This is a genomic window from Acinetobacter calcoaceticus DSM 30006 = CIP 81.8, from assembly GCF_000368965.1.
GTDB lineage: Bacteria > Pseudomonadota > Gammaproteobacteria > Pseudomonadales > Moraxellaceae > Acinetobacter > Acinetobacter calcoaceticus.
In genome coordinates this window covers 1099010-1125469 of the sequence record NZ_KB849780.1, presented here as the reverse complement: position 1 = coordinate 1125469, position 26460 = coordinate 1099010, and the positions used below count along the sequence as shown (strand labels likewise).

At 36.4% G+C, this 26460-nt stretch carries 26 protein-coding genes; 13 read left to right on the top strand and 13 right to left on the bottom strand.

Going from position 1 to position 26460, the window contains the following annotated elements; all coding sequences use genetic code 11:
* The first annotated feature begins 117 nt into the window (after window positions 1-117).
* Window positions 118-672, top strand: a complete 555-nt coding sequence (locus F936_RS10185) for a hypothetical protein (protein WP_005047218.1) — start codon at window positions 118-120, stop codon at window positions 670-672.
* A 606-nt stretch (window positions 673-1278) separates the two neighbouring features.
* Here F936_RS10185 and F936_RS10180 read toward each other — a convergent pair.
* From F936_RS10180 to F936_RS10160, 5 genes are all read right to left on the bottom strand, one after another.
* A complete protein-coding gene (locus tag F936_RS10180; protein ID WP_005047217.1) occupies window positions 1279-1947 on the bottom strand; it encodes a hypothetical protein in 669 nt (222 codons plus the stop codon).
* Between the two features lie 34 nt (window positions 1948-1981).
* Complete coding sequence (locus F936_RS10175) at window positions 1982-3280, bottom strand: Y-family DNA polymerase (protein ID WP_005047215.1); 1299 nt, start codon at window positions 3278-3280, stop codon at window positions 1982-1984.
* Window positions 3277-3777 carry a LexA family protein gene (locus F936_RS10170; protein ID WP_005047213.1) on the bottom strand — a complete coding sequence of 167 codons (501 nt, stop codon included), beginning with the start codon at window positions 3775-3777 and terminating at the stop codon, window positions 3277-3279. The genes F936_RS10175 and F936_RS10170 overlap by 4 nt, the downstream gene beginning before the upstream one ends.
* Before the next feature lie 225 nt (window positions 3778-4002).
* Complete coding sequence (locus F936_RS10165) at window positions 4003-5316, bottom strand: AbiH family protein (RefSeq protein ID WP_005047212.1); 1314 nt, start codon at window positions 5314-5316, stop codon at window positions 4003-4005.
* 102 nt (window positions 5317-5418) lie between these two features.
* Window positions 5419-6039, bottom strand: coding sequence for an SOS response-associated peptidase family protein (locus F936_RS10160; protein WP_005047211.1), 621 nt, complete (start codon window positions 6037-6039; stop codon window positions 5419-5421).
* A gap of 72 nt (window positions 6040-6111) precedes the next feature.
* Here F936_RS10160 and F936_RS10155 point away from each other — a divergent pair, with 72 nt between their 5' ends.
* Window positions 6112-6804, top strand: a complete 693-nt coding sequence (locus F936_RS10155) for a hypothetical protein (RefSeq protein ID WP_005047209.1) — start codon at window positions 6112-6114, stop codon at window positions 6802-6804.
* On the opposite strand, the gene F936_RS10150 is transcribed toward F936_RS10155, so the two are convergent.
* Window positions 6801-7550, bottom strand: a complete 750-nt coding sequence (locus F936_RS10150; protein WP_017389906.1) for a hypothetical protein — start codon at window positions 7548-7550, stop codon at window positions 6801-6803. The genes F936_RS10155 and F936_RS10150 overlap by 4 nt on opposite strands.
* Before the next feature lie 226 nt (window positions 7551-7776).
* A complete protein-coding gene (locus tag F936_RS10145) occupies window positions 7777-8226 on the bottom strand; it encodes an Arc family DNA-binding protein (RefSeq protein ID WP_005047207.1) in 450 nt (149 codons plus the stop codon).
* Window positions 8227-8334: 108 nt separating this feature from the next.
* Between F936_RS10145 and F936_RS10140 the strand changes: the two genes are divergently transcribed.
* From F936_RS10140 to F936_RS10120, 5 genes are all read left to right on the top strand, one after another.
* Window positions 8335-8490, top strand: a complete 156-nt coding sequence (locus F936_RS10140) for an Arc family DNA-binding protein (protein WP_005047206.1) — start codon at window positions 8335-8337, stop codon at window positions 8488-8490.
* 68 nt (window positions 8491-8558) lie between these two features.
* Complete coding sequence (locus tag F936_RS10135; RefSeq protein ID WP_005047205.1) at window positions 8559-9362, top strand: BRO-N domain-containing protein; 804 nt, start codon at window positions 8559-8561, stop codon at window positions 9360-9362.
* A gap of 391 nt (window positions 9363-9753) precedes the next feature.
* The gene (locus F936_RS10130) at window positions 9754-11175 is read left to right on the top strand and encodes a GntP family permease (protein WP_005047202.1); all 1422 of its coding nucleotides are present in this window, start codon (window positions 9754-9756) and stop codon (window positions 11173-11175) included.
* Window positions 11176-11208: 33 nt separating this feature from the next.
* A complete protein-coding gene (locus F936_RS10125; RefSeq protein ID WP_005047201.1) occupies window positions 11209-11994 on the top strand; it encodes a 3-hydroxybutyrate dehydrogenase in 786 nt (261 codons plus the stop codon).
* Between the two features lie 324 nt (window positions 11995-12318).
* Window positions 12319-13305: an AraC family transcriptional regulator gene (locus tag F936_RS10120; RefSeq protein ID WP_005047199.1), complete on the top strand. Its 987-nt coding sequence runs from the start codon at window positions 12319-12321 to the stop codon at window positions 13303-13305.
* Window positions 13306-13377: 72 nt separating this feature from the next.
* Here the strand turns inward: F936_RS10120 and F936_RS10115 are convergent, their stop codons facing one another.
* Both F936_RS10115 and F936_RS10110 read right to left on the bottom strand, forming a co-directional pair.
* On the bottom strand, window positions 13378-14721 hold the full coding sequence (locus F936_RS10115) for an MFS transporter (RefSeq protein ID WP_005047197.1): 1344 nt from the start codon (window positions 14719-14721) through the stop codon (window positions 13378-13380).
* Window positions 14722-14738: 17 nt separating this feature from the next.
* A complete protein-coding gene (locus F936_RS10110) occupies window positions 14739-15950 on the bottom strand; it encodes an OprD family outer membrane porin (protein ID WP_407640860.1) in 1212 nt (403 codons plus the stop codon).
* A 371-nt stretch (window positions 15951-16321) separates the two neighbouring features.
* Between F936_RS10110 and F936_RS10105 the strand changes: the two genes are divergently transcribed.
* Genes F936_RS10105 through F936_RS10085 form a run of 5 tightly spaced genes read left to right on the top strand, consistent with a single transcriptional unit; the run spans window position 16322 to window position 21209 of the window.
* On the top strand, window positions 16322-17572 hold the full coding sequence (locus F936_RS10105; RefSeq protein WP_005047194.1) for a dienelactone hydrolase family protein: 1251 nt from the start codon (window positions 16322-16324) through the stop codon (window positions 17570-17572).
* A gap of 12 nt (window positions 17573-17584) precedes the next feature.
* Window positions 17585-18370 carry an SDR family oxidoreductase gene (locus F936_RS10100; RefSeq protein WP_005047192.1) on the top strand — a complete coding sequence of 262 codons (786 nt, stop codon included), beginning with the start codon at window positions 17585-17587 and terminating at the stop codon, window positions 18368-18370.
* A 40-nt stretch (window positions 18371-18410) separates the two neighbouring features.
* Window positions 18411-19649, top strand: coding sequence for a styrene monooxygenase/indole monooxygenase family protein (locus tag F936_RS10095; RefSeq protein WP_005047190.1), 1239 nt, complete (start codon window positions 18411-18413; stop codon window positions 19647-19649).
* A gap of 28 nt (window positions 19650-19677) precedes the next feature.
* Window positions 19678-20208 (top strand): flavin reductase family protein, encoded by a 531-nt coding sequence (locus F936_RS10090; RefSeq protein WP_005047189.1) that lies wholly within the window; start codon window positions 19678-19680, stop codon window positions 20206-20208.
* A gap of 53 nt (window positions 20209-20261) precedes the next feature.
* Window positions 20262-21209, top strand: coding sequence for a SphA family protein (locus F936_RS10085; protein WP_005047188.1), 948 nt, complete (start codon window positions 20262-20264; stop codon window positions 21207-21209).
* Between the two features lie 58 nt (window positions 21210-21267).
* Here F936_RS10085 and F936_RS10080 read toward each other — a convergent pair whose 3' ends face one another.
* The 4 genes from F936_RS10080 to antA all read right to left on the bottom strand — a co-directional run bounded on the left by F936_RS10080 (window position 21268) and on the right by antA (window position 25741).
* On the bottom strand, window positions 21268-22326 hold the full coding sequence (locus F936_RS10080) for an AraC family transcriptional regulator (RefSeq protein ID WP_005047186.1): 1059 nt from the start codon (window positions 22324-22326) through the stop codon (window positions 21268-21270).
* A gap of 465 nt (window positions 22327-22791) precedes the next feature.
* Window positions 22792-23826 (bottom strand): anthranilate 1,2-dioxygenase electron transfer component AntC, encoded by a 1035-nt coding sequence (gene antC, locus F936_RS10075; protein WP_080595304.1) that lies wholly within the window; start codon window positions 23824-23826, stop codon window positions 22792-22794.
* A gap of 5 nt (window positions 23827-23831) precedes the next feature.
* The gene (gene antB, locus F936_RS10070; protein WP_005047183.1) at window positions 23832-24323 is read right to left on the bottom strand and encodes an anthranilate 1,2-dioxygenase small subunit; all 492 of its coding nucleotides are present in this window, start codon (window positions 24321-24323) and stop codon (window positions 23832-23834) included.
* 2 nt (window positions 24324-24325) lie between these two features.
* Window positions 24326-25741 (bottom strand): anthranilate 1,2-dioxygenase large subunit, encoded by a 1416-nt coding sequence (gene antA / locus F936_RS10065; protein ID WP_005047182.1) that lies wholly within the window; start codon window positions 25739-25741, stop codon window positions 24326-24328.
* A 221-nt stretch (window positions 25742-25962) separates the two neighbouring features.
* On the opposite strand from antA, the gene F936_RS10060 reads away from it, so the two are divergent.
* Window positions 25963-26313 (top strand): winged helix-turn-helix domain-containing protein, encoded by a 351-nt coding sequence (locus tag F936_RS10060; RefSeq protein WP_005047181.1) that lies wholly within the window; start codon window positions 25963-25965, stop codon window positions 26311-26313.
* Window positions 26314-26460 lie beyond the last annotated feature (147 nt).

The window sequence follows — 26460 nt, the reverse complement described above, 5'->3', positions numbered from 1 at the left end:
GATGCACAGCATTTTTAATGATTCTCATATGCCTATCTTAACCATTTCCAAACGGCAAAAATTTAATTAAAAATGGTGGAAGTTCTGCCCATAGTAGAATCTTTTGTTGAGCAAATTATGTTGAAATATCATAATCTCTTTTTTGAAGTAAATTATTGGAATATTATGAAAAGAATTTTATTAATTGCCTTTTATTTTCCTATTGCTGTTTGGGCTTCTGTTTGTGAAGTACCTAAAGATCAAATCGTAATTGCTGACGTTGGTCTTGGGCATGATGTTAGGAAATTAGAAAAATATAAGGTAGAAATAGATAATAAAGTTTGGAATAAGAATAATAGTAAGTTTGGGGAAGCTCTTATTGGTCCTAAAGTTGAGAAATATTGGCTATTAGGAACACCAGTTCAATCTTTTAGTTACATTCAGTATTATAAACGCAATTATCTTATTTCTGGTTATAGCGTGAATTTTAATTTTGATGATATTAACCACATTAAGTTAAGAAAAATTCTTACAGAGTTATATGGATTACCTAAATCTAATTGGAAAATAAAAAAAGGTGTTGATGGAAAATACGGTGAATTCGTTGATCAAAAATATGAGTGTGATAATTATACAATTCTTATTAATTCAGGTTCAGCTGCTGGAAGTTTTATGGTGATCGACGAAAAGTAATTTTTAGTTCAAAAACCCGCAAATATATGCGGGTTTTTATTATTTGGAGTAAAGTTATTATCCTTTGGGCGGTTGATATGATTGCAAAAGGTAATGAATGTGCTGCTAAAGTTGATTATGGATAGAAATAGGGGAAAGCCCTCAAGAGAGGGCTTTAGTAATTTATTAGATGTTCGAAAGAGTAATTATCTAAGGTGCTTTCCAAATTTATTTTGTTTTTTATAAAAAGTATATTGAGTTGACAAACTAAAATTTTAGCAATAAAAATTGGTTGACAGATCTAGAAAATAGCAATTTTAGTCTTATAAGATAAAGCCATGGCTATATCAAAATCTGTGAGTGAAATCCAAGCCAAGAGCAATTCTTTTACGGTTGGATCGCTAACCGCATTTCATTATGAAATTTTGGTTTTGCTGCGCATCCTGAAAACAGAATGCACAGCTCATACGATCAATAATAAAGGATTTCTACTCAATTTATCTCTCGACATCGACCAAGTTCGATCAGGAAAAATTTTTCTATGACTGGATCGGTAACAGAATATTCATATGAAGTATCTGGTTTTACTGTGCATTCTGCTATCAGGATGCACAGCTCATATTTAGATTAGTCTGTAGCTTTTGATCTCTTAGTAATATCTAAAATTATCTTATTATGTAAATGCACAACTAGATCTCCAGCTATATAGGCTGAGTAAATTTTATAGGCATCTGATATTTCGCTTGGTGTTTTATCTCGTGTCGCCTCAATTAGGAATCCATACTTTTTCGATATTGCATTTTCTAGATCATCTATGACTCTCTCATATTCCTCACATAAACTTATTGTATTGCTGATTGTTGAAAACATTTGCAAGTGAATTTTAAATTCTCGAAGAAAAAACGAAATTTCGGTTTGTATTTTACTTGTTATTATGAGTATCTGTGTTCTATCTTTAAAATCTAAAATTTGTTGAGAACAAAGGTTACTAATTTCAATAGTTTGATCTAAGGTTGACTTTAAAGAGTTTTGCAAATTAAAGAATGAATTTACTGCACTATTTATATGTGTATTTTGTGTTCTATGATCCTCGGTTACTCTCCAGCCATTAAAAACATATAGGGCCGTAAACGCTGCAAAAAAAGCTGCTAAAGCTCCTAGAATTGATCCAAAAGCAGAAATCATTTCTGCACTTTCGAAGAGGAAAGTTTTTAAAGAAATAAAAATTAGCATTGCTACACAGTAGACAATTGCAGTTACAAAGAACCAAAAAGACGTTTTTTTCAGAATTTCCATGTAGTCATAAACGTATTAAAAAAATAATTATATTTTAATTTTTTATAATTAGTAATTCATCCCACTTAAATGGATTTCTACTAAGTTTGTCTCGTGACATCGACCAGTTTCGATTGGGAACAAAACATGGGCCGACACCTAATTTCTTCTTTCCAAACTTGCTATGGATACCATCCATAGCTTGCATCAAACATTCCTTTTTCTCTATATGTTTAAAGTCAGTTAATAAGTCATAAGTATGGCCAGATTTTGGCTCTAAACATGTCAGCACTACACCACATTTTTTATATTTAATTCCTTCCTTATAGATTTCATTTAACATCCTTGTCGCTGCTTTGACAAAATCTAATGCGCAGTCAGTCGGTTCTGAAAAAGATCCTGTAATAGATTTATTGTAAAAGGGCACATTGGGATCAAAAGGATTTGACTGCACAAAAGCAATCATACATCCGCATAAAAGCTCTTCATCACGTAGCCTCTTACATGCATCTTGCGCATACATTGAGATAGCTTCTTTTAGATCTGTTAATTCAGTTACGCGACCACCGAAAGACCGGCTGGCAACAATTTGTTTTTTTGATGGGGGAGTATGTTCGATCTCAATGCATGAGATGCCTTGGAGTTCGTAGATCGTGCGAGCCATGACGATAGAAAATTTCTTTTGCATCTCTCGAGGCTCAGCACAAGCTAAATCAAGCACCGTATTAATTCCCATGCTTTGCAACTTTTTTGAGTGCTTACGGCCCACGCCCCAAACTTCTGAAACGTCTATTTGAGCGAAGTAATATTCTTTATTGCATGGATCCATATTTACGAGATCGCACACACTGTTAAAGCCAGAATTCTTTTTAGCAATATAATTTGCAATCTTAGATTCTGTTTTACTTCTGCCGATACCAATACAGACTGGTAAGCCAAGCCACTTCCAAATTTGTTTACGCATCTCTTGGCCAACTTTCTCTAAATCAAAGTTCTTCTCATAAGCTGTGAAATCAACAAAGCATTCATCAATCGAATAAGGTTCAACATCTTCTGCGGTTACGTAAGAGCTCAGAATCTTATGGAAACGTCTCGACATTTCTGCATACATTGCATAGTTGCTTGAAAGTACAATTACCTTGTTTTGCTGAACTATATCTTTGATCTGGAATAGTGGAACGCCCATTTTAATGCCTAGCGCTTTTGATTCATTGCTGCGAGCAACGGCACACCCATCGTTATTGCTGAGAACAATCACAGGCTTATTATTCAAACTTGGGTCAAAGACTCTCTCACATGAAACGTACATGTTATTCACATCGATGAGAAAAAAGACTTTATTCTCATGTTTCATGATCTTTTTCTTGTCATTTTAATGATATGAGTGACAACGCCCCAGATAATTAGTTCCTGTCCATCTGCCAGATAAATATTTTTATACTCAGGGTTTTCTGCTTTAAGCCACTGACCCGATTCATCAATCATCAGACGCTTAACCGTAAAATCATTATCGATTAGTGCGACTACAATATCGCCGTGTTTGGCATCAAGACTACGATCGACAATCAGCTCGTCATCAATTTCGATTCCTGCATTCAACATAGAAAGCGAAGCAACTTTGACAATAAACGTAGCAGTTTCATTTTTTATTAAGTGCTCGTTCATATCGAGAGCTTTGTCGATGTAATCTTGTGCTGGGCTGGGAAAACCTGCCGAAATCTTCTCTAGAGCATAGGGGACAAGCATATGAGTAGTTGGTATAACTTGCTTGATTGATAGGGCTTCAGATAAAACAATACTACTTTGTAGATATGGTTTTATCTGGATAATGGATGGTGCAATTTCGCTCATAGAATATCCCCTAACTTGAATTTGTAACATATTCAAGATGATATGCTAGAGTTTAGTTAAATTTCAAATTTAAAAAGTTGTGGATAAATAATAACTAGTCGTAACTTGTCGCGCTTCATTGTGCATTTGGTCGGAATTTCTTCAAGTGAAAAGAGGTTATAGCCCCATTTTTTTAATTGAGACATCCTCTTTCTAAATTTAAAGATATTATTCTTCAATAAAATTTTAAATAATTTCTGGATTAGGTTTAAAAGTTAACCATTTATTCTTCATCCAATATTCTACTTTTTCCTTCCCTAAAATATAAATTAAGTTTGCTAATAGATCAAATTTTGCTACCTTATTGAAATGATATACAGTTACATGAACATTATTATCCATATGTTCATTAAAAGAAAAAATTTCTTTAATATAACTTTCATCTGAAACATCTAATGAATGTCCCCAAATATAAAAATTCAAATTTATATTTGAAAGTCGATTCTTTACTTGATCCAAAGTTTGAGTTGCATGAGATCTAAGAGCGTGATCAGTGATACTTGACCTAAAATTTATAAGAGCATTTTCATGATCCTTTAAATCATCATTATATTTTGTAATAATTTCATGTAAAAATGTATAATCAGTTTCATTTAATAATTTCTGATGATATTTTGTAAAACCATATGCTTTTAATCTTTTAAGAGATGCATCATTGAGATCTGAAATTCCAAGAACTAAATTTTGATTAGAACCAAATTTTCCATGCAGATAATTTATATTTATTTCATTATTATAAAATTTTTCAAATGTATTTGTGTAATTAAATGAATAAACTTTATCTATCTCTTTTAATTTATCTTTTTTAAACATTTGAATAGGAACTAAGTTATTAATTATTAACTCTAAATATAGATTAAATATCTCTATAAATTTATCGAGTTCTTTTTGTAAGAAAGAAATAAATTTAGAACTATCTAAGCCATAGATTTCACTAACGGGTGATTTAAAGTAATTACTATTTAATGACCCCACTCGAACAGAAGCAGATGCATTCTGAGGATTTGGTATAATAAAAGTTAAACATGTAAGTATATTAAATTGAAACTCAGTGAAAAAGTAAGAGTTTGGATTGTCTCGGGGTGTAGTGAAAATTGGTGAGTTAAAAAATCTAGTAGTTGAATGTTTTTCATTAACAATATTTATTGCCTTTACTGCATGTATAAGTGCTTCTTCGATTTTTTGCTCAAAGTCAATCCAAGTTTGAATATCATTAACGTGATTTAAGAAATATTTATACCAAATATTTTGCTGAAGCATTACTTTAAATGTCTGAACTTGGTCTTTATCTAATTTAATTAAGTCATATTTATATAGTTCTTTTGTTTTATTGAAAAAATATGCTTCTTTTACATATAAAATTTTATAAATATCATCAAATTCCATTCCAGATGAACCTTGAAAGCCTTCAATGGATTTCATTGCTTCCATAAAATGGTCATATTTAGTTGGTAAAAAATGGGATAGATCAAAACCATTCCCTACAATTAGAATATCCACGAATTATCTCAAAACTAAAAATTGATTTAACACAATAATACTCTAATATAATCATGAATTTAAAATTATTATACTGAATTAAGTATTTAAATTTTATATAAATTAAGGTCTAGGGAAGAAATCAGCAGTAAATTCACCTAAGGGCATTTCAAAGAAAAATTGATCGGCATCTTCTTTTTTACAGTTAAGCCAATCGTTTCTGTATTCTTCAGGAATTACGATGATAGATCTCTTTTCATCTTCTGGCTTATGAAACTGTGACATAAAAGGGTGATTATCTGCATTAATAGTCAGCATCGACATAGATCTAATTTGTTGGCCATCAATCACAGTTGAATCATAAATAGCAGCAACTGTAAAAGGTAAGCCGTCCTCTCGATAAATTCCCCATCTTTCAGCTTTGCCATTCACATACCTAGGCTCATAAATTTTTTCGACTGGGATTAAAGCAAACTGGCTTTTAGCCCATGCATGCCTAAAACTTGGCTTTTTATCTACAGTTTCAGTTCTGGCATTGTATGTGTACTTAGAGAACTTCAAATCATGGTTCCAAGGCGGGATCATACCGAACTTTACTTGTCGCCATTCAATATGGCCATCTTTGGAAAATATAAGAGGGCAGTCGTAACCCGGATAAACATCCGCTTTATATTCGAAAGTGGGTTGAAAGAGATCTAGTATGTGTACCCGGTCTTTAGATATAGGTTCATAGTTTGCGCACATAATCTGCTCATTCATATTTTTTATAATTATTGATAGATTATAAGTTTATAAAAACCTTATGAACGTAAGACTATGGTTAAAAATGTTGTAAAAATTGGATGGATACTTACTTTTATCTGGATTTTAATAATTGTTTATTTATTAATCAAGAAACCAATACCCTCTACATTAAATGAAATTGGAGATTTTATAGCAGGTGTATCATCACCACTTGCTTTTCTTTGGGTAGTAGTTGGTTACTATCAAAGTCAACAAGCCTTAGTTCTGCAAGCAGAAGAGTTGAGCCACAATACTCAAGCTTTAACTGCTCAAGTTGAAGAAATGAAAAAAACAACTGAAATACAAGAAGATCAGCTCTCAGAGATGAAAGCGCAATATGAAGAAACAGCACTTAATGAACAAAAGAAATTACAACCTTTTTTTCACGTCAAAATTGAAAATGTAGCTAATATGAAGGAATATCAAATTATTGAGTTGGGCCTTTGCTGTGAAAATGGATTTGCAAGAAATATTGCTATTGAACATGTAGAAAGTGGGAGTATAAGTGATTTTCAAAGTTTCATAAAAAGTAAAGATAAGCTTAATTTGAAAATTAATATAATAGTAAAAAGTATGAGTGAATTGAATAATAATTCTTTTGATATAATTTATTGGGATATTAATCATCAATATATGAAACAACGATTTAAATTTTTCAAAAACAATATGGATAATAATAATTTTTTATTTGATAAATTTATTTATTCTCAAAAAAAAGCACCCTAGGGTGCTTTTTTTTCTAATATTTCAAGCATTTTATCAATGTATTTCAATGAATTTATTTTTGCTACTTCAATCATATCTTCTGGCTCAGCATCCTCTCTACTTCCAACAATAAAGCTTTTTTTATATTCTGTGGAAGGCTTATTCAATACAATTGTTTCATTAATTAAACTTATAATTTTTGATTTATTTTGATAATTAATAAAATCTATGCGAGAAAAATTATTAAACTGCTCTTTGAAGGATAAAATATTTGCGTATAAATATTCAGTTTTTTTAGTAATTTCATTAAGATTAATAATTTCTTGTTCATATAATTCATCATGACCGTAAAAATGAAACCCCCTTTGATATTTTTGTTCATGTAAAGTTTCATAGATATCGTATTGACGAACATTAAAATATTCAATTTCAGAGCTTATAGTGTATTGAATTTCAACAATATTCTCTCTTAGTTCAGTTATTTGTGACAAAAGACTTATACTCGTTTCTTTCCTATGTAACCAAATCATTAAGTAAATAACTACAATAGTATTAATTACTGTAAAAATTGCACCTAAAGTAGTAAACCATGCCCCAAACTTTGAATAATAATTTACCTCCTCTTGTGAAATGGGGTTGAAAAATATCATTCCATAAACAGAAATAGGTGAGATTAATAATATTATTAATAATAAGATAAAGACTAATCCTATTTGTTTGTTGTTATAGAGAAAATCTTCAAATTTGTTTTTTATATTATGTATCACTTATTAACTACCACGCTAAACCCATCCAATATTTTTGCTAACTATTTCATTAGCTCTTCATTAGGCACATATCCTAAATTTTTAATTTTTCCCTCAAAGCTTTCCTCCAACGGAGCTAAAATATCTGCATTCATAGAATGATTTAATTCTTTAGAAGATTAAGCAATCTTTTACTTCAAGCTATAAGAAAGTCTTAAATTATATTGTACATTTAAATGATTTCCCATTATTCCTTATACTTTTGTACATAATGATCTTCAACAATCAGCCAACCAAGACTTTTTTTTCCATTATCTACAACATCAATATGATTGTTGCCTTTATAAACCAGAATGTCTTTATTAAAAAACTTCAATGAATTCCAGAAAGAAGAGTTACTTAAAACTTCCAGAGATAGATGGATATCATCACGAAGACTTGAAAGTTCCTGTGTGTAATCTAAATCAAGTGTATTCAACAATTTCCCATAAATGACACGCTTTTTACCATCTTTTAAGGGGATTATTCTGACATCAGCTTGATTGTTGCTAAAATTAGTGGACCGTAAAAAACTCTCTTCTAGACGATGTACTGCTTCAGCATTTATTGATCTACCGCTTTCTTTAGCCGCATCTTCAACTTGTTGTTTGAGTTCTTGTGGAACACGTAAATTAAATTGAGGATCTGTTCTAGCCATCAAAGTGAAGTCCAAAAATTTTTATAAGAATATGCTAGTACCGTGCTTGACTTCAATATTAGCACCGTAATAGTATTATCACCGTGATATCACAATACGGAACACTATATGGCTAGAAACGATAAACAATTAAATGTTCGTATGCCTTGCGAATTGATTGAAGAGCTGAAAAAGAATGCTGAACAAAGCAGACGTTCATTAACAGCCCAATTAAATCTCATTATCGAAGAGTGGCTAAAAGATCAGCCTAAAATCATTAAATAGAAAAACAATGAAGCCCCTGAATCTTGGCGGACTAGGGGCTTCTATCCAACTCGGTTAGGAGATCAGATATGACAAGTCTAGCATTAACCTTTAATGAAGTGAACTTACACCCAATTTCTATAGATGATGGACAGCTATGGATAGGGGCAACCCAAATTGGGTTAGCCTTAAGATACGCAAATCCTGAAACGGCTGTAATTAAACTGTTTAATCGAAATATTGAAGAGTTTTCTACAAATATGACTCGGTTAGTAGAAATGAAAACAAATGGTGGTTTGCAATCTATAAGAGTTTTTTCACTTCGAGGTTGTCACCTTATTGCTATGTTCGCAAAAACTGCGATTGCTAAAGAATTCCGTAAATGGGTTTTAGATATTCTAGATCGGGAAGTTCAACCAAAACATAAAACTCATAAATCTGAACGTGTATCTCTCAACGATGCCATTCATTTACTAGTGGCAAAAACTAAAAACTTGAACTTTTCTGATGCCTACAAGTTAGTGCACCAGCGTTTTTGTGTACAAGGTATAGATGAAATTCCTTTTGATCAGATTCCTGTAGCTGTTGAATACGTTCATCATCTCATTGCTCTTATGAGTAATAAAAACGGTAATACAGGACTAGACACCAATGTTAGGGCGATGGCTATATACCTAGCTTGGTTAAGCGGATGGTGGAGACAATTTGGACCTGCTGTAAGGGGAATTAATCCACACATGGCCGCAGCAATCCATGACTATTTCAATGATGGTGGCTTTGTTGCTTGGTCATTCATTGAGAAAGATAAAAGAGCTGAGCTACATAAGCGTATAGATACCCATCCTTGGCATTTACCGCCAATGGACCGTTATCATTTGCTAAATAGAAACTAATAGTTCAGTTGCGATGGCGGGAGTTGAACCCGCGTCTTTAAAAGCTCTCTACGGAGGGCTTTTTTGATGGAATGAGCATATAAAAACTAGAAAATTAATATTTTTATGCTTTTGTAATTCCTATCAAATATCAGTACAAAAATGATTCCAATAGATGTAATGTCTAGATGGTTATTTACATGAAAATTACAACATCTTAAAAAAGAAATCTTTATAGAAAGCTTCAAAATAGATGTTGTCATTGATGTCAGTAAAATGATTATTAGATTTAACTGTTTTGCAGAAATTTTGCATTTATTTTGCAGGACATCGAAATAAATCTAATAAATTTAAAATTAATCAAATAGATATGGAATTTCTAAAATATTTATTCTTTATGGAGAAAGAATATATGTGGGAATTATTTGTAATTCTACTTTCACTTGGGCTGTTAATGTACACAGCTTACAAGGGCTTTTCTGTCATTCTTATGGCACCAATTTGTGCCTTACTCGCGGTTTTACTCATTAACCCAGCCAATGTTTTACCGTTTTATTCGGGTGTTTTTATGCCCAAAATGGTGAACTTTATCAAAGATTACTTTCTTGTATTTTTGCTCGGGGCAATTTTCGGTAAAGTCGTTGAAATGTCTGGAATTGCCGAATCTATCGCTCGAACTATTGTGAGATGGATTGGGGCAAAAAAAGCGATTTTAACCGTTGTGTTATTAGGTGCAATTTTAACGTATAGCGGTGTCAGCTTATTTGTTGCAGTATTTGCAATTTATCCTTTTGCCAACCAGCTTTTTAGACAAGCTAACATTCCAAAACGTTTAATTCCAGGCACAATCGCGCTTGGTGCATTCACATTTACCATGGATGCATTGCCAGGTACGCCGCAAATCCAGAATGTTATTCCAACCACATTCTTTGGTACCAATATTTATGCCGCACCATTTTTAGGGATTATTGGCGCTATTTTTGTTTTATGTGCAGGTTTAGCCTATTTGGAATGGCGCCGTCGTGCTGCTGCAAAAGCGGGTGAAGGCTTTTCTGGTTTTGGAGTAGACAATACACCATCTCAAGAAGCTGAAGCCGATATATCTATGCAAGATAATGGAAGCACAGCTCGTCAGTTTTTAGCATTTGTACCTCTCATTCTTGTTGCGGTAATGAACAAATATTTGTCTAAAGCAATTAAAGAGTGGTATCCAAATGGCTTTGATTTTGCCACTGTAGGTTTAGCCGATTACACGGTTGATGTTGCAAAAACGGGGGCAATCTGGGCTGTTGGTTTAGCACTTATTGTCGGAATTATTGCTGCAATTTTATTTGACTACCAACGTGTAGTGACCAACTTTAAAGAGGGCATTAATGCCAGTATTGGTGGCTCGCTTTTAGCAGTGATGAATACAGCTTCTGAATATGGTTTCGGTGCAATTATTGCGTCATTACCGGGCTTTGCCCTGATTAGTCATGCAATGAGCAGTACCTTCACAAATCCATTGGTAAATGGTGCGGTAACCACGACAGTTTTAGCGGGTATTACCGGTTCAGCTTCTGGTGGTATGAGTATCGCTCTAAGTGCGATGGCTGAACACTATAACGCCGCGATTTTAGCAGCAGGTATTCCACCAGAAGTCATGCACCGTGTGGTTGCAATGGCATCGGGCGGTATGGATACACTTCCGCATAATGGTGCTGTCATTACCTTACTTGCTGTTACAGGTTTAACCCATAAACAGTCGTATAAGGATATTTTTGCAGTCACAGTAATTAAAACGTTAGCGGTATTTGTGGTGATTACGGTCTTTACAGTGACTGGTATTGTTTAAACCAACAAGTTAAAAATATTTAGGAGTAAATAGATGACTAAACTTTTAGACGGAAAAGTAGCCTTTATTACGGGCTCTGCAAGCGGGATCGGTCTAGAGATTGCTAAGAAATTTGCTCAAGAAGGTGCAAAAGTTGTCATTTCTGATATGAATGCTGAAAAGTGCCAAGAAACGGCAAAGCTGCTAACAGAACAAGGCTTTGATGCGTTATCTGCACCATGTGATGTAACCGATGAAGATGCTTATAAACAAGCAATTGAACTCACTCAACAGACCTTTGGCACTGTAGATATCTTAATTAATAATGCTGGTTTTCAACACGTTGCACCTATTGAAGAGTTTCCAACCGCTGTTTTTCAAAAGTTAGTTCAGGTCATGCTCACTGGTTCATTTATTGGCATTAAACATGTTTTTCCAATTATGAAAGCTCAAAAATCGGGTCGTATTATTAATATGGCTTCAATTAATGGCTTGATTGGTTTCGCTGGGAAAGCAGGTTATAACAGTGCTAAACATGGTTTAATTGGTCTGACAAAAGTTGCCGCATTAGAATGTGCAAGAGATGGTATTACAGTCAATGCACTCTGCCCAGGTTATGTCGACACTCCATTGGTTCGCGGTCAAATTGCAGATTTGGCTAAAACCCGTAATGTGAGTCTAGACAGCGCACTTGAAGATGTAATTCTGGCAATGGTTCCTCAAAAACGTTTGTTATCTGTTGAAGAAATTGCTGATTATGCAATTTTCCTTGCTAGTGACAAAGCAGGTGGGGTAACGGGTCAGGCTGTGGTTATGGATGGTGGTTATACCGCACAATAATTTAGAGCTTTATAAAAGCCGCTTATTTTTTAATAGGCGGTTTTTTGTGAATAAAAAGATATGTAAGTTTAGTGTTCAAAACGATGATTTATCTCAACTATAGTTGCTTATAAAAATCTAATAAAATAAGTTTTTTAAGGTATGAAATTATACTTTAAAGGTATTTAACTTATTTCCAATTTTAAAATCTAATAGAGTATGAGAAAGTAATCTTTACTCTCTTTCTTGATTAGATATTTTCAGGAAAACTCGTCAATTAAAGGATATTAATTGGCATACAAGTTGCTTTTTAAGCAATAAGTTATTTAGCTAGGTGAAAAGGATATGATATCACTCAGCCAACAGACGGAACTCAATCATTATTCACGCAAAGCTGAATTTGCGCAGAATTTGATGTCCACAATTTGTGGTGAACACCGTCTAGACACAATTTACAAAGACACTCTCGATTTTCACTATGATGGAATGCGCCTGCCTAATAAAAAAATGGCAATTGGCACCATCAGTTATGGTGCAAATGTTGCCATTAACATCTCTAATCTAAAAGCTTATAGCATTAGCTTACCGATACAAGGAAGACAAGCTCTCAACATTCGTGGTGCTCATTATCAATCTGATGAAAACAGAGGACTTATTGTTTCAAATAACGATCAGCAAGATTTGATTATTGATAAAGATTGTCGAAAATTTCAAGTGGTTATTCCTGAGCGAAGCATGCAAATTGTTCTTGCAGATCTACTGAATAAACCGATAGATGCACCCATCATTTTTAATCCAGAAATGCATCTGGACTCGGAGCAACTGATTGGTGCATGGTGGAAAAATATTCAGAATTTTTTACAGTTAAAATCTCAATATAGCAATTTTTATGGTTTACAGATGCTGTCTGAAGACTATGAAAATTTTGTAATTAAAGCCTTACTTTTATCTCAAGAAAATAATTATTCCGAAAGTTTAAAGTTACTTTCGCATCAGGATGAACCAGCCTATATCCGAAAGGTGCGGAATTTCATTATTGAACATGCCCATGAAGAAATCTGTGCAGAAGATTTGCAACGCCTAGCCGGGGTTTCAAAATCCAAGTTGTACGATGAGTTTCAGCAGTACTACGGTACAAGTCCAATGTCCTATCTGAAAAAGTATCGTCTACAACAAATTTATAAGATTTTGAGTACAACTGGCGCTGATAGAAAAGTATCTATTTCTAAGCTTGCTTATGACTGGGGGTTTAATCATTTAAGTCGTTTTTCTCAAGAATATCGCGAAGAGTTTGGTGAAAAACCAAGTGAAACGAAGGGCAAAATTTTTTAAGTATTTCATCTTTTAAGCAATAAAAAACCTGATTGAATTAACCCAATCAGGTTTTTTATTTATCTCTATATTTTAAATACTATTTTCAAGATTCAATACTTGCTTACTTTTCGATTTTTCATAAATGACTTTAAGACTAAGGGCAATAAATGAAATGAAGGTCGGTAATGCAAGAATAAAGAAAATACCGCTTAAACTTAAGTTAAAAGTGAAAATGAGTGAGCCAAAAAAAGCGCCTAAAATTGCACCGATACGACCAATACCATGCATCCACGAAACGCCAACCGCGCGGCACACGGCTGGATAGAAAATAGCTGCAAGTGGTAGTAAAGAAGATTGAGCACCAGCAAGTAATGCACCAATTAAGAAAATGGTAATACCCAATAAGAAAATATTTGAACTGACTAAGCCTGCGACAATGAATAGCCCAAAAGCAATTAAATAAGAGTATTTAATCACTGTGGTTGGGTTCAGTTTATCCATGTACCAACCCATAATGGTTGCACCAATCACACCACCAAAAGGGAAAATAGCTGCAATTAAACTAAATTGTTGCGTCGTAAAACCAGCTGTTTTTAAAATTGTTGGCATCCAGCTTGTTAAAAGATAAAACACTAAGAGACTCGTAAAGCAGCACAGCCAAAGCATGCTTGAACCCCAAAGGTATTTTCCTAAAACGATTTTAACCGGGTTTTCCTCTGATGCTGTTTCTGTTTGGGCTAAGACAAGTTTTACTGGTTCTTGGAATGGATGCCCTTGAATATCTTCTAAAATTCGTTGTGCTTTATCTTGTTGTTGGCGCGTAATTAAGTATTGAGTTGATTCAGGTAATTTAAGTAATAAGGCAACCACTAAAATTAGGGGAATACTTCCACCAATAATAATGACCTTGGCCCAGCCATAACTTACTAATAGATAAGCTGACAACACACCACCACAAGAAATACCAAGCATAAAACCGCAACCTGCTAATCCTGTTAGGAATGCTTTACGTTTTACAGGCATATATTCAGAGACAATGGTACTGATGTTTGGCATGGCTGCCCCTAAACCCACACCTGTAATAAAGCGATAAATCATTAAATCTTGGGTCGAGTCAGCAAAGCCACACAAAATGGTAAATATTGAAAACAAAAGGCTCGTAAAAACAATGACGCCTTTACGCCCAAACTTATCGGACATAGGGCCTGAAATAATGGCACCGATTGACATACCAACTAAAGCGGCACTTAAAACAGGCGCAAGCTGAGGTTTGGTAATTCCCCAGTCATCCAGTAATGAGGGAGCAATAAAACCAATAATTCCTGTGTCTAAGCCATCACAAAAGAAGACAAAAAATCCTAGGATAAAAACCATCCACTGTAAGGGGGACAGTTTTTCGCGGTTGATTACCGAATTTGCATCTATCGTTTTCATATGTATTCCTTAACTCATTAAAATTTTCTGTTGTAATTAACAAAGAAACGGTTTTCTGAAAAATCGCTTCCATGCTTAATGTCATAATTGATAAAGATGTACTGAAGAGCTAGACCTTTGAGAAAAGGCTGTTGAAGGGCATAATTGACAATAACGTTTGCTTCACTTTCTTTGTTTTTTAAACCATCTGCTGTTTTAAAGTGATCGCCATATACATACTTCAAAGTTGTATTTAAACCGGGTACATAATCTTTAAAGTCATAGCCATAGATGAAGTGATAGGACTTTTCATCTTGTTTGAAGAAACCGGTCGTGTTCCAGTTAATAAAATAAGTTTCAGGCAAGAAACCATCAGGTAGCGGGTAGGCAGACTCGCCAATAATTTGTTGATAACCTAAACCAAAGCTGTGATTTTTTACTTTGAGCGTTTCTAATAAACCTACATTTTGCGCATCGATGTCGAAAAGATTTCCACTATCTTTTGCATTGAAATATTTGAATTTTGAATTAACTGAAAAATTAGAGTTCTTCCATATGTGGTCCATTCCCACATAATGTTTATTATATAAATCCTCCATATTTCCGAAGTAATATTCGCCTTTCAAAGTAGGAGTGATTTGATAGCGCAGGTCTATGTAGTTAAGGCCATCAGAGTAGCCAGTCACGCCTTTTGAGGTAAAAGAAAATCGATGAAAATCTTCTTCATTTCGTGGTGATACTTTTTCAATACGGCCAATTTCAGCAAAAAGCTTATCGCTCAATTGAGACTTAAGGTTGGTTCCCCAATAAGAGGTCAGTAGCTGACGACTTGCATCTACAGTGGTTACGGGTAAATCTAGCCATAATTCACCAATGCTCAGTAGCGTCTTGTTATAGCCTAACTTTAATGTCGCACCATATTTTAAATAATCGGGTGCTTGGGACTGAGTCTCTTTATCAAAAGGTAATACCGTATCTGCAACATGTTTATCTTGGCTTAAGCGAACCGCATATTGTGCTGAAGCATTTGCGCCAATTTGAATCGGGGTTCCGCCAATTTCTAACGGCGTGTCATGCATATTTGAGGTGTAAAATAGAGAAACTGATTGCGACCAGCTACCCGTGTCTTTCACAGCGGAATTGTCATAGTTTCTATCTATATATGCATTTTTTAATGTAAATTTCCATTCTTCATCCGCTGAATAAGCCTGAGTAGAAAATGCACTACAACATAAAATATTGATGAGCATTAACGTTTTGTTGTGTCCATAAATTGGCTTTGGTCGATGCATAAATAAAGCGCCTTAATTTAGAAAAATGACTGAGCTTTTCTTATGTAATCAAACTAATTACATGACTTTGATTGAACTATTTTTAGCCAGTAGTCACTATCCAATAAGTCCTAATCTTCATCCATTTTTTCCAAATTAGATAAAAAGCAGCATTTTTATTTTTTATATTAAAATATTGAAATTCATTAACTTTATTCTTTTATATGTTTTATCCATTGCTATCTTTTTTCATAATTGCGCACAGATTGGATAGTGATTGCAGCTTTTGGACAGTCTAAAAAAATATTCGGATAGAAGATAAAGCCATAACAATGTCAGGAGTTGACACTATGGCTGGTCAAACCGTTCAAATTAAAACTGCATCTGGAAAACGGTTCAGTGCGTATCTAGCGACACCAGAAACAGGAAAAGGGCCGGGCGTCGTACTTTGTCAGGAAATTTTTGGTGTTAATGCAGCCATGCGGGAAAAGGCAGATTTTCTTGCAGAAGAAGGCTATACCGTTTTAGTTCCTGATTTATTTTGGCGTGTAGCACCTAATATTGAACTGAGTTATACACCAGAAGATTTTCAAAAAGCTTTTGAACTTTATCAGCAATATGACGAAAACCTCGGTGTTGAAGATATTCAAGACAGCTTAACTTTTTTAAAGACACGACCAGAATGCGACACAACTACAGGCCTTGCTGTAGTGGGCTATTGCTTAGGCGGAAAGCTTGCTTATCTGGCAGGCTGTCGACTTTCTGAAGTGGCATGTGCCGTAGGTTATTACGGCGTAGGCATCGAAAAAGCGTTAGATGAGTTAGCCAATGTAAAAGGACGTTTGGTTTTACATATTGCCGAACTAGACCAATTTACACCGCCAGATGCTAGGCAAGCGATTGTCGATGCAGCCAGCCAATATTCAAATGTACAAGCTTATGTTTACGAAGCTGTTGATCATGCATTTGCACGTCCAAAAAGCAATCATTATCACAAACCTTCAGCGCGCTTTGCCCACGAGCGTACAGTAACAGCACTACATGACACGATTGGGCCGAAATATGACCTAGTTGCGTTATGGGAAGAGCATATTCGTCATGAGTTTGATACGCGTGACGTGCCAGCAACCATGGCAACGATGGTCGCAGAACCTTATGTGAACCATATTCCAACGTTGACTGGCGGTGTGGGGCAAAGCCAGCTTGCCCGTTTTTATCAGTACCATTTTGTTCATCAAAACCCGAAAGATATGAAGATCACTTCAATCTCTCGTACCGTTGGCTCAACGCAAGTGGTAGACGAGTTCATTATGAGCTTTACACACGATGCAGAAATTGACTGGTTATTACCGGGTGTAAAACCGACTGGTAAATATGTCGAAATTCCAATGTTGGGTGTAATTCAATTCAGAGGCTCAAAGCTGTGCCATGAGCATATTTACTGGGACCAAGCATCGGTGCTCGTTCAAATTGGCTTATTAGATCCAACAGGCTTACCCGTTGCAGGTGTCGAGACAGCGCGAAAACTTCTTGATGAAGATCTTCCTTCAAATACCTTGATGCCATCTTGGTCAAGTAGTGAAGGCAAGCCAGTCAATTAAGGAGTATCTGCAATGAATATAGATTTAAAAGGAAAAGTCGCTGTGGTGAGCGGCGGCGCAACACTCATTGGTAAAGCCGTTGTACAAGCTTTGGTAAGTGCGGGTGCTCATGTCGCTATTTTAGATATTGATGCCAAAGGTAAGGCAATTGCTGAAAGCTTTAACCATGATGTGATGTTTATTCAAACCGATTTAACCAGTGATGCGGCTATTCAACAAGCTGTGGCAGATATTCACCAGCATTTAGGCGAAGTGAGTTACTTGGTAAATCTGGCATGTACATATCTAGATGACGGTTTTAAATCTTCACGTCAGGACTGGTTACAAGCACTCGATATTAATTTGGTCTCTACCGTTGAGTTGAGCCGTGCTTTTTACAATGACCTAAAAAAGCAGCAAGGTTCAATCGTTAACTTCACTTCAATCTCGGCCAAAGTGGCTCAAACAGGCCGCTGGCTATATCCAGTGTCTAAAGCCGCAATACGTCAACTCACACAAAGCATGGCAATGGATTTTGCTGCCGATGGCATTCGCGTCAATTCAGTTTCACCGGGTTGGACATGGTCTCGTGTGATTGCAGAAGTCAGTGGCAATAACCGTGAAAAAGCCGATAGCGTGGCAGCCGATTATCACTTACTAGGCCGATTGGGTCACCCAGAAGAAGTCGCCAATGTTGTTTTGTTTTTATTGTCACCCGCTGCGAGTTTCGTCACTGGAGCAGATTATGCGGTCGACGGCGGATATTCAGTAATGGGCCCTGAAGGATCACAGCCCGCTATTCCACGTTTAGCTGAATAGCACAGCGTTTTAACACATTTAGAAAATTATGGAGAAGATTATGCGCCGTATTGCAATTGTTGGAGCAGGACAGTCTGGTTTACAGCTTGGTTTGGGTTTACTAGATACAGGTTATGACGTGACCATGATCACCAACCGAACTGCCGATGAAATCCGTCAAGGTAAAGTCATGTCAAGCCAGTGTATGTTTCATACCGCTTTACAAACTGAACGTGACTTAGGTTTAAATTTTTGGGAAGAACAATGTCCAGCAGTGGAAGGCATTGGGCTGGCTTTAGTTAACCCTGAAAATGGTGGTAAAGCATTTGAATGGAGTGCTCGTCTTGAACGCTATGCTCAATCGGTCGATCAACGCGTCAAAATGCCATATTGGATGGAAGAATTTGAACGCCGTGGTGGTCAATTAGTCATTCAAGATGTAGGCATTGAAGAATTAGAACAACTCGCAAATGAGTATGAACTTGTACTGCTAGCAGCTGGTAAAGGTGAAGTTGTTAAACAGTTTGAGCGTGATGATGCACGTAGTGTTTTTGATAAACCACAGCGCGCTTTGGCATTGACCTATGTCAAAAACATGAAGCCGATTTCACCTTACTCACGTGTGACTTTTAACATTATTCCCGAAGTTGGTGAATACTTTTCATTTCCGGCACTTACCGTTAATGGACCTTGCGACATTATGGTGTTTGAAGGTATTCCAAACGGGCCAATGGACTGCTGGCAAGATGTCAAAACACCTGAACAGCATCTGCAATGCAGTTTGGACTTACTCAAGAAATTTGTGCCATGGGAATATGAACGTTGCGCAAATGTTGAATTAACCGATGCAGGTGGATATTTGGCAGGGCGTTTCCCACCGACCGTACGCAAACCAATTTTGACATTACCCTCTGGCAAGCAAATTTTTGGTATGGCAGATGCCTTAGTAGTGAATGACCCAATTACTGGTCAAGGCTCAAACAATGCTGCCAAATGTAGCAAGATCTATTTCGATGCCATTTTAGCCAATGATAATCAAGGTTTTAGCGAACAATGGATGGTTCAAACTTTTGAACGTTATTGGGCTTATGCAGAAAAAGTAGTGGCTTGGACCAATAGCTTGCTCGTACCGCCACAACCGCATGTTGTTGAGCTATTAGCAGCTGCAAGCCAAAACCAGAGCATTGCTTCAATTATGGCCAATAACTTTGATGACCCACGTGCTTTTGCTCCTTGGTGGTTTGATGCAAATCAGGCTCAGGCATTCATGGCCTCAAAAACCGCAGCAAAAGTGGCTTAAGGGCAAAACATTAAAGGGAGATTTAGAAATGGACACAATTGAAACTCAAGGCTTACAAGCGATTAATGCTGAAAACCCAAGAGAAATCCGTAATTTACTTGGGCAATTCGCAACGGGCGTTACAGTGATTACAACCCGCGGTAAAGATGGTCGGAAGATAGGAATGACAGCCAATTCGTTTTCCTCACTGTCTTTAGACCCACCATTAATTTTGTGGAGCCTTTCAAAAACGGCACCAAGTTTGTCTGATTTTGTAGAAGCTGAATATTTTGCCATTCACATGTTGGCACAAGAGCATCATCAGCTTTCAGGGCATTTCGCTCGAGGTGCTGAAGATAAATTTGCAGGTATTTCACATCAACAATGCAATGCGGGCGTTCCAATTTTGACCGATGCACTCGCAACTTTGGTTTGCCGCAATGTAAATCAGTATGAAGGCGGAGATCATCTGATTTTTATTGGACAAATTGAACAGTACCAACAACGTCAAGGCGAACCTTTGGTATTTCATGCAGGAAAGTATCGGATTGCCGCAGAGCATCCAGAATTAGCTCATTAATTCACCACAATCACGATCAATCCGGTCGTGATTTTTTTATAGGAAATAAGAAGATGAAAAGCACTTTAATTAAACATGGCTTTTTAGCAGGGACATTGTTGGGCTTGCCTTTGGTTACACATGCATATGATTTACCGACCGTAAACTTAGGTATGACCAGCTTTCTCGATGGCGGATTACCCGCAGGACCCGGCTGGTATGCTCAAACCTATTTTCAAAATTATGATAGCAATAAATTGGTCGATGCCAATGGACAAAAACTCGGTTTACCTAAAACAGATTTAAATTATCAAGTACTGGTTGAGCAGATTAGTTATTTATCGAATGTCCGAGTAAAAGATAAAGCCAGTCTAGGCATAAATTTTCTGGTTCCTTTTGTCAGTAAAATGGACATGGATGATGGCTTGAATAATGCTGCAATTAAAGCCCAAAGTGGCTTTGGGGACATTATGATCGGGCCGTTTATTCAGTTCGATCCAGTCATGGGAGCACAAGGGCCAAAGTTTGTACATCGTTTTGAGTTTCAGGTAAATTTACCTACTGGCGAATACGATCAACAAAAAGATATTAATCCAAGTAATAACGCCGTTTCATTTGATCCTTATTGGGCTGCAACATATTGGTTTAACCCAAAGTGGACAGCTTCAACGCGTATCCATTATCTCTATAACTTTAAAAATGATGACCCAAGCTATGCGTTTGCTGGAGCAAATGATATGCAGGCAGGGCAAGCAATTCATGCAAACTTCGCAACAGACTATGCCATTACCGAACAGTTCCGTTTAGGACTAAATGGCTATTGGCTAAAACAAGTCACAGATACTGAAGTTGATGGTGAAAAAGTCAAAGGTAGACGTGAGCAAGTCTGGGCAATTGGCCCGGGTGCGATGTATAGTTTTTCTAAAAATGATCATCTGGTTGCAAATGCTTATTTTGAGCAAGATGCTGAAAACCGCCCAGAAGGCACACGACTACAAGTTCGCTATGTCCATCATTTCTAAGTCATAAATAAAGCCTTTTATATCAATATAATATAAAGGGCTTTTATCTATTTTTAGTTTAAGAAAAAATTGAAGTAATTAAGCCTGAGCCTTCACTTTGACCCGAGCGGCGAGTAGAAGAAGGTAATTCACCATAACGACGTTTATATTCTTGTGAAAAACGGCCTAAATGGGTAAATCCCCATTTAAATGCGACATCTGTTACTGATAGATTTTCATTATGCATAAGCTCTAAATGAGCTTGTTCAAAACGTAATTCTTTTAGATAAGACATTGGTGTCGTCCCCAAATAATTTTTAAAACCAGTAAATAAGGTTCTTACACTCACGCCTGCATGTTCAGCCAAAATTTCGACATTAAGCGGTTCATGTAAATGTTCTTTAATATAGGCTTCTGTACGCTTCACGAAATAAGGAGAGACTGTTTTTTCTTTATAATGATCAATTTTATGTAATGCATTATTAGGTTGACCATAAATCGGTGCATTAAACAGATTTGACTCAAATTGTTTAAAGGCTAGAGGATGATGAAGTGAATGTTGCTCGCATGCTAAGGCATCCATCAAGGTTCTAACGAGCTGTAAAAAATAGGCTCCACTTTGTGTAGAAAAGTCTAATTTTGGGTCAAAAATGAGTAAGTTGTTATCTGAATCGGCAATGTGCTGACGGCAATGATAAGTAAAATCATCCTTTGAAACTTTTAGAATGAGCTGCGGTGAGTTCGCGTGCCAGCGCATACGTAAAGATTGCTGAGGGGAAATAAGAGAAGCAACTTGAGAATAAGAAATAAACTTTTGCGAACCAAACTCGATTTCTGCATAACCTTGAGTTGGAATTTGAATTAAGTAAAAGTTATCAAGATGATCTGGTTCAATAATGACATCCGCACCATATTCCAAGCGACTAATCGACAATGCACCTGTTTTAACATGGTGCATGGTTGCACTGAAATCTCGCTTCTGTTGAGAGATTTTAAGGTCATGCGGTTTAAAAATTTGCCCAACATTTCGGCAGGTTTCGCTTAAATCGTGATGATCAAACACCAAATTATGATTGGTAAAGATAGACTCATTTTGAAAATGACGTCCACTGAGTTCTGGGGAGTTGGCTTGGTTCATATTTATCCCTTTTGGCTCACTCCTATATTTACTTGTGTTGCAGAAGCTCTAAAACTTCACTGTGCAGCAAGTAAATACGGCACTTAAAAAATTAAGTTACTCGCAAATTACAATGAGATATAAGCAAAATACAGACCAATTTAACCGCTAATTAATGTGATTTTCTCAAATTTTTAGTTCGGATCTAGTTCATCAATTTAATAAATTCGAGAAATAGAATAGAGGGATATAAAAGGCGCTATAAGTTAATCTCATCGTGATCTTATTCCTTAAGATCTATCAAATTTATAGCAAATCCGAGTGAACTGGTCAATTTATTTTGTCGGAATTTATTATTTTATACTGTTGAATATAAAGGTTTTTTAATTTTTTAAATAAAAATTCAATATACCCCCTTACAGAGTATATTGAATCATTTCAGGTTTAGTGGTTTTTAAATTATTTGCACTTAAGCTATTTATATTTTCAACGTGATGTATTGCTCTGTAAAAACTTCTCGCTGTAGATCCGGTAGTTTTGCAGAGCTTGTTCATCTAACCAATTTTTTACGGCTTCAATCATTGGCGGTGGGCCACATAAATACATATCAAAAGCTTGTTCAGCCAATTGATCTTTATTTAAGTGCTCATGAATATAACCCGCTTTACCTTGCCAAGCCTCGGTTGCTTTAGTCACAATTGGGTGATAACTAAAGTTTGGAAGCTGTTCTGCGTAGGCGTGTAAACGCTGTTGTTCACATAAATCGGTTTCATTATTTACGCCGTAATACAACTGAACTGCAGGTGAGTTTGGTTGATCAACCAAGTTATCAAGCATTCCCAAGAAAGCTGATAATCCTGTTCCACCAGCAACAAAAACCAATGGTCGCTGTACTTCGCGTAAATAGAAACTACCAAGTGGCGCTTCGATGAATAGGCTTTGTCCAACCTGACAGCGATCACGCAGGTAATTACTCATCACACCGTCTGGTAATAGACGAATTAAGAATTGCAATTGATTGGTTGCGTTTGGTCTGTTTGCAAAAGAATAAGAACGCCAATCTTCAGTATCTGGAATTTGCAAACGAGCATATTGACCCGGCAAAAACTGAAGTTGCTCAGCATGACTGCTTGCATCAAGATGCAAAATTGCTGTTGTCTCAGAAACCAGCTCAACCGCAGTCACTTTGGTTTCAATTTTTAAAGTATCGCCAGCATTGCAAATAGCTGAATCATGATCGAAATAAAAAGCTGCATCCGATTTCACACGCGTCTGGCAAGCTAACATTTTACGCTCAGCCAAATCACGCTCACTTAATGCATCTTCATCGACATATTCTTGTTCATAAATACCGGTTTCACACTGACCCTGACAGGTACCACAAACACCTTCACGGCAGTCTAATGGCAGGTTAATTCCTTGACGAACCGCTGCATCAAGCAGCAATTCGTCGTTATTTACCGAAATGAAAAAGGTTTTGCCATCGGCAAAGTTAAGTGCAACTGAATGTCCCATTTTCATTCCCCTTAAACGTGATAGAAGTCTAAAACGGAATCAATCTTGTCATTCAGCAAAATGCTGTGCTGACGACGAATGCGGAAATCATCAGCTGTTTGACGTAAAAGATAAGTAGCGTGTCCGTAAAAACAGCCTTCTAAACCTTGACGGTTATACAGTGTTTGCCATGCAACTTTTGCTTCAATTAGACCATCATCAAGTGTTCTAACTCGAATGTTATTCATGCTGTGTAAAGTACGTGGTAATGGCGTTGCCGAAGCTGCTTTTCCTGTACGAATACGGAATACACGGTCTTCGAGTCCAGTGCGGTCTGCGTAATAAATATAAGACAAGCCCTGATTCGGATCTTGAACATAGTTATGGTCATCAAACCATTGCGGAATATGATATTCACTATCTTCATCGTAAAGTTCTAAATAGGCATCCCAGTCATAAGCATCACAAAGTTCTGCTTTTTTGTACAAAAACTGAGATACAGCAAAATATAGTTCTTGTGACATGGTTACACCTCATCCATTACGGCATTGTTTTCGAAAGTAATATCCTGCATTTTCAGCGCTTTCTTGTTTAAGCCATCGAGCATTAGACGTTGCCAGTGTCCATGTTGATTTACATAGAGCCCTTCATGGGTAAACTCACGGCCAGTAATGACAGGTTGAATGCCTAAGTCTTGTGAGTTTTTGGTCGCTCCATATTCCCAAGACTGACAACCACGAGAAATATCGCTCCAGCGTTCAAGTCGTGCTTGAAAGCCTTTTTGCTGTTCACGGAACTCAACTAAATCATCTGGTGTCCCTAAACCCGACACGTTAAAGAAATCTTCAAACTGACGAATACGGTTACGGCGTGCTTCAGCAGATTCACCTTTAACCCCAATGCACTGGCTAATAACTTCGGTTTTATTCCACGCAACAGGGCGAATAATACGAAGTTGCGAACTAATTTGATCCATAAAAAACAGGCTAGGGTACAAGTTTAAGTTTCTTAAACGATGCATTGCCCATTCAGCATATTTGTCGCCATATTTTTCAACCATATACGGCATAACTGTGCTGTAACCCGGACGAACTGTTGGATTCGGCATATCGCTAAACAGCACACTATGACCATTTTTAAAGCTGAACCAGCCATCATCAGTCTCGGAATCACCCGCACCTAACTTGCTATAGTCAAGCGTATCAAGTTCAGCACCTTTTGATGCATTGACTTGTTGACGGTGTTGGACCGTAGAGACATAGTTATAGTGAACGGTACTTACATGGTAGCCATCTAAGCCATTTTCATTTTGTAGTTTCCAGTTACCTGCAAAGGTGTAAGATGACTTGCCTTGTAATACTTCGAGTTCACCCGTTGGTGACTGGTTAACCATTAAATCAAGAAACAGTTTTGCATCGCCCAAAAAGTCTTCTAGCGAATCTGTTGCTTGAGTATCAAGGCTTACAAATACAAATCCACGATAGCTAGCAATACGACCTTGCTTTAAGCCTCGGCTTGATTTATCGAAATCTTCGCAATATTCACTCGGTGCTTTTACTTTGACCAAACGGCCATCTGACTTGTAGCACCATGCGTGGAATGGGCAAGTAAATGTAGATTGGTTGCCTTTAGCAACGCGTGTTAATGTCGCGCCGCGGTGCTCACAAGCATTGACCATGGCGTGTAATTCACCTTTACCATCACGGCTCACAATAATCGGCTGACGACCAATTTGAACAGTGAGGAAATCATGATTGTTTGGAATTTCACTTTCGTGACATGCATAAATCCAAACCTTTTCAAAAATGAATTCCATTTCCAAATCAAACAGCTCAGGCTCGGTAAACATATTGCGTGCGATACGAAACACGCCATCTTTAGGACGGAAGTCGATACATCCATCTACAAAATCATTCCATTGTTTTAAATTAGATGAGGTCATTTGCTCAATCCTTTATTCATTCAGCTTTTAACTGATTGAACCGCGATTAGACCTTTAGCTCTATCCGTTTTTTCCAGATCTTTATCCACTTTGTGCAGTTTTGATTTTTTAATAAGACTATTTTTAAGATGTAATCGCATTTTAAAAATGTATATGTCCTATCTTGTTAAACTTCCATATAATCTTAACCAGAATAAAATCAAATCTTGTGAATTAAGCCTATGAAAGAACAAAACTTAAAATTACAGATTAGAATTCTTTTAGAGCAGAACATCGCATTTGGTCCGGGTAAGGCAGACTTACTTGAAGCAATTGAGAAAACTGGTTCAATTTCTCAAGCGGCTAAATCTATGAATATGAGTTACCGCCGTGCATGGCAGTTGGTAGACACCATGAATCAGTGCTTCGAAACAGCTTTAGTTGAAACTCAAACGGGGGGAACACATGGTGGTGGGGCAGCGGTCACAGCTTTGGGCCAGAAAGTCTTACAACACTATCGCCAAATGGAAATCAATGCTCGACAAGCCTTAGAACATGATTATCAAATTATGAGTAGCTATTTAAAAAATTAAATTAAAAGATTTTATAGTGACCGAATCTTTTAATTTGGTATAGCTTTTGCTTAATAAAAAGTGCACGCTGAAAAAGCACTACTGCAATTTTCAGTTACACAGACAATGGCGTCTATTCTGTACTATCGTAAAAGATGGTCGGGAATA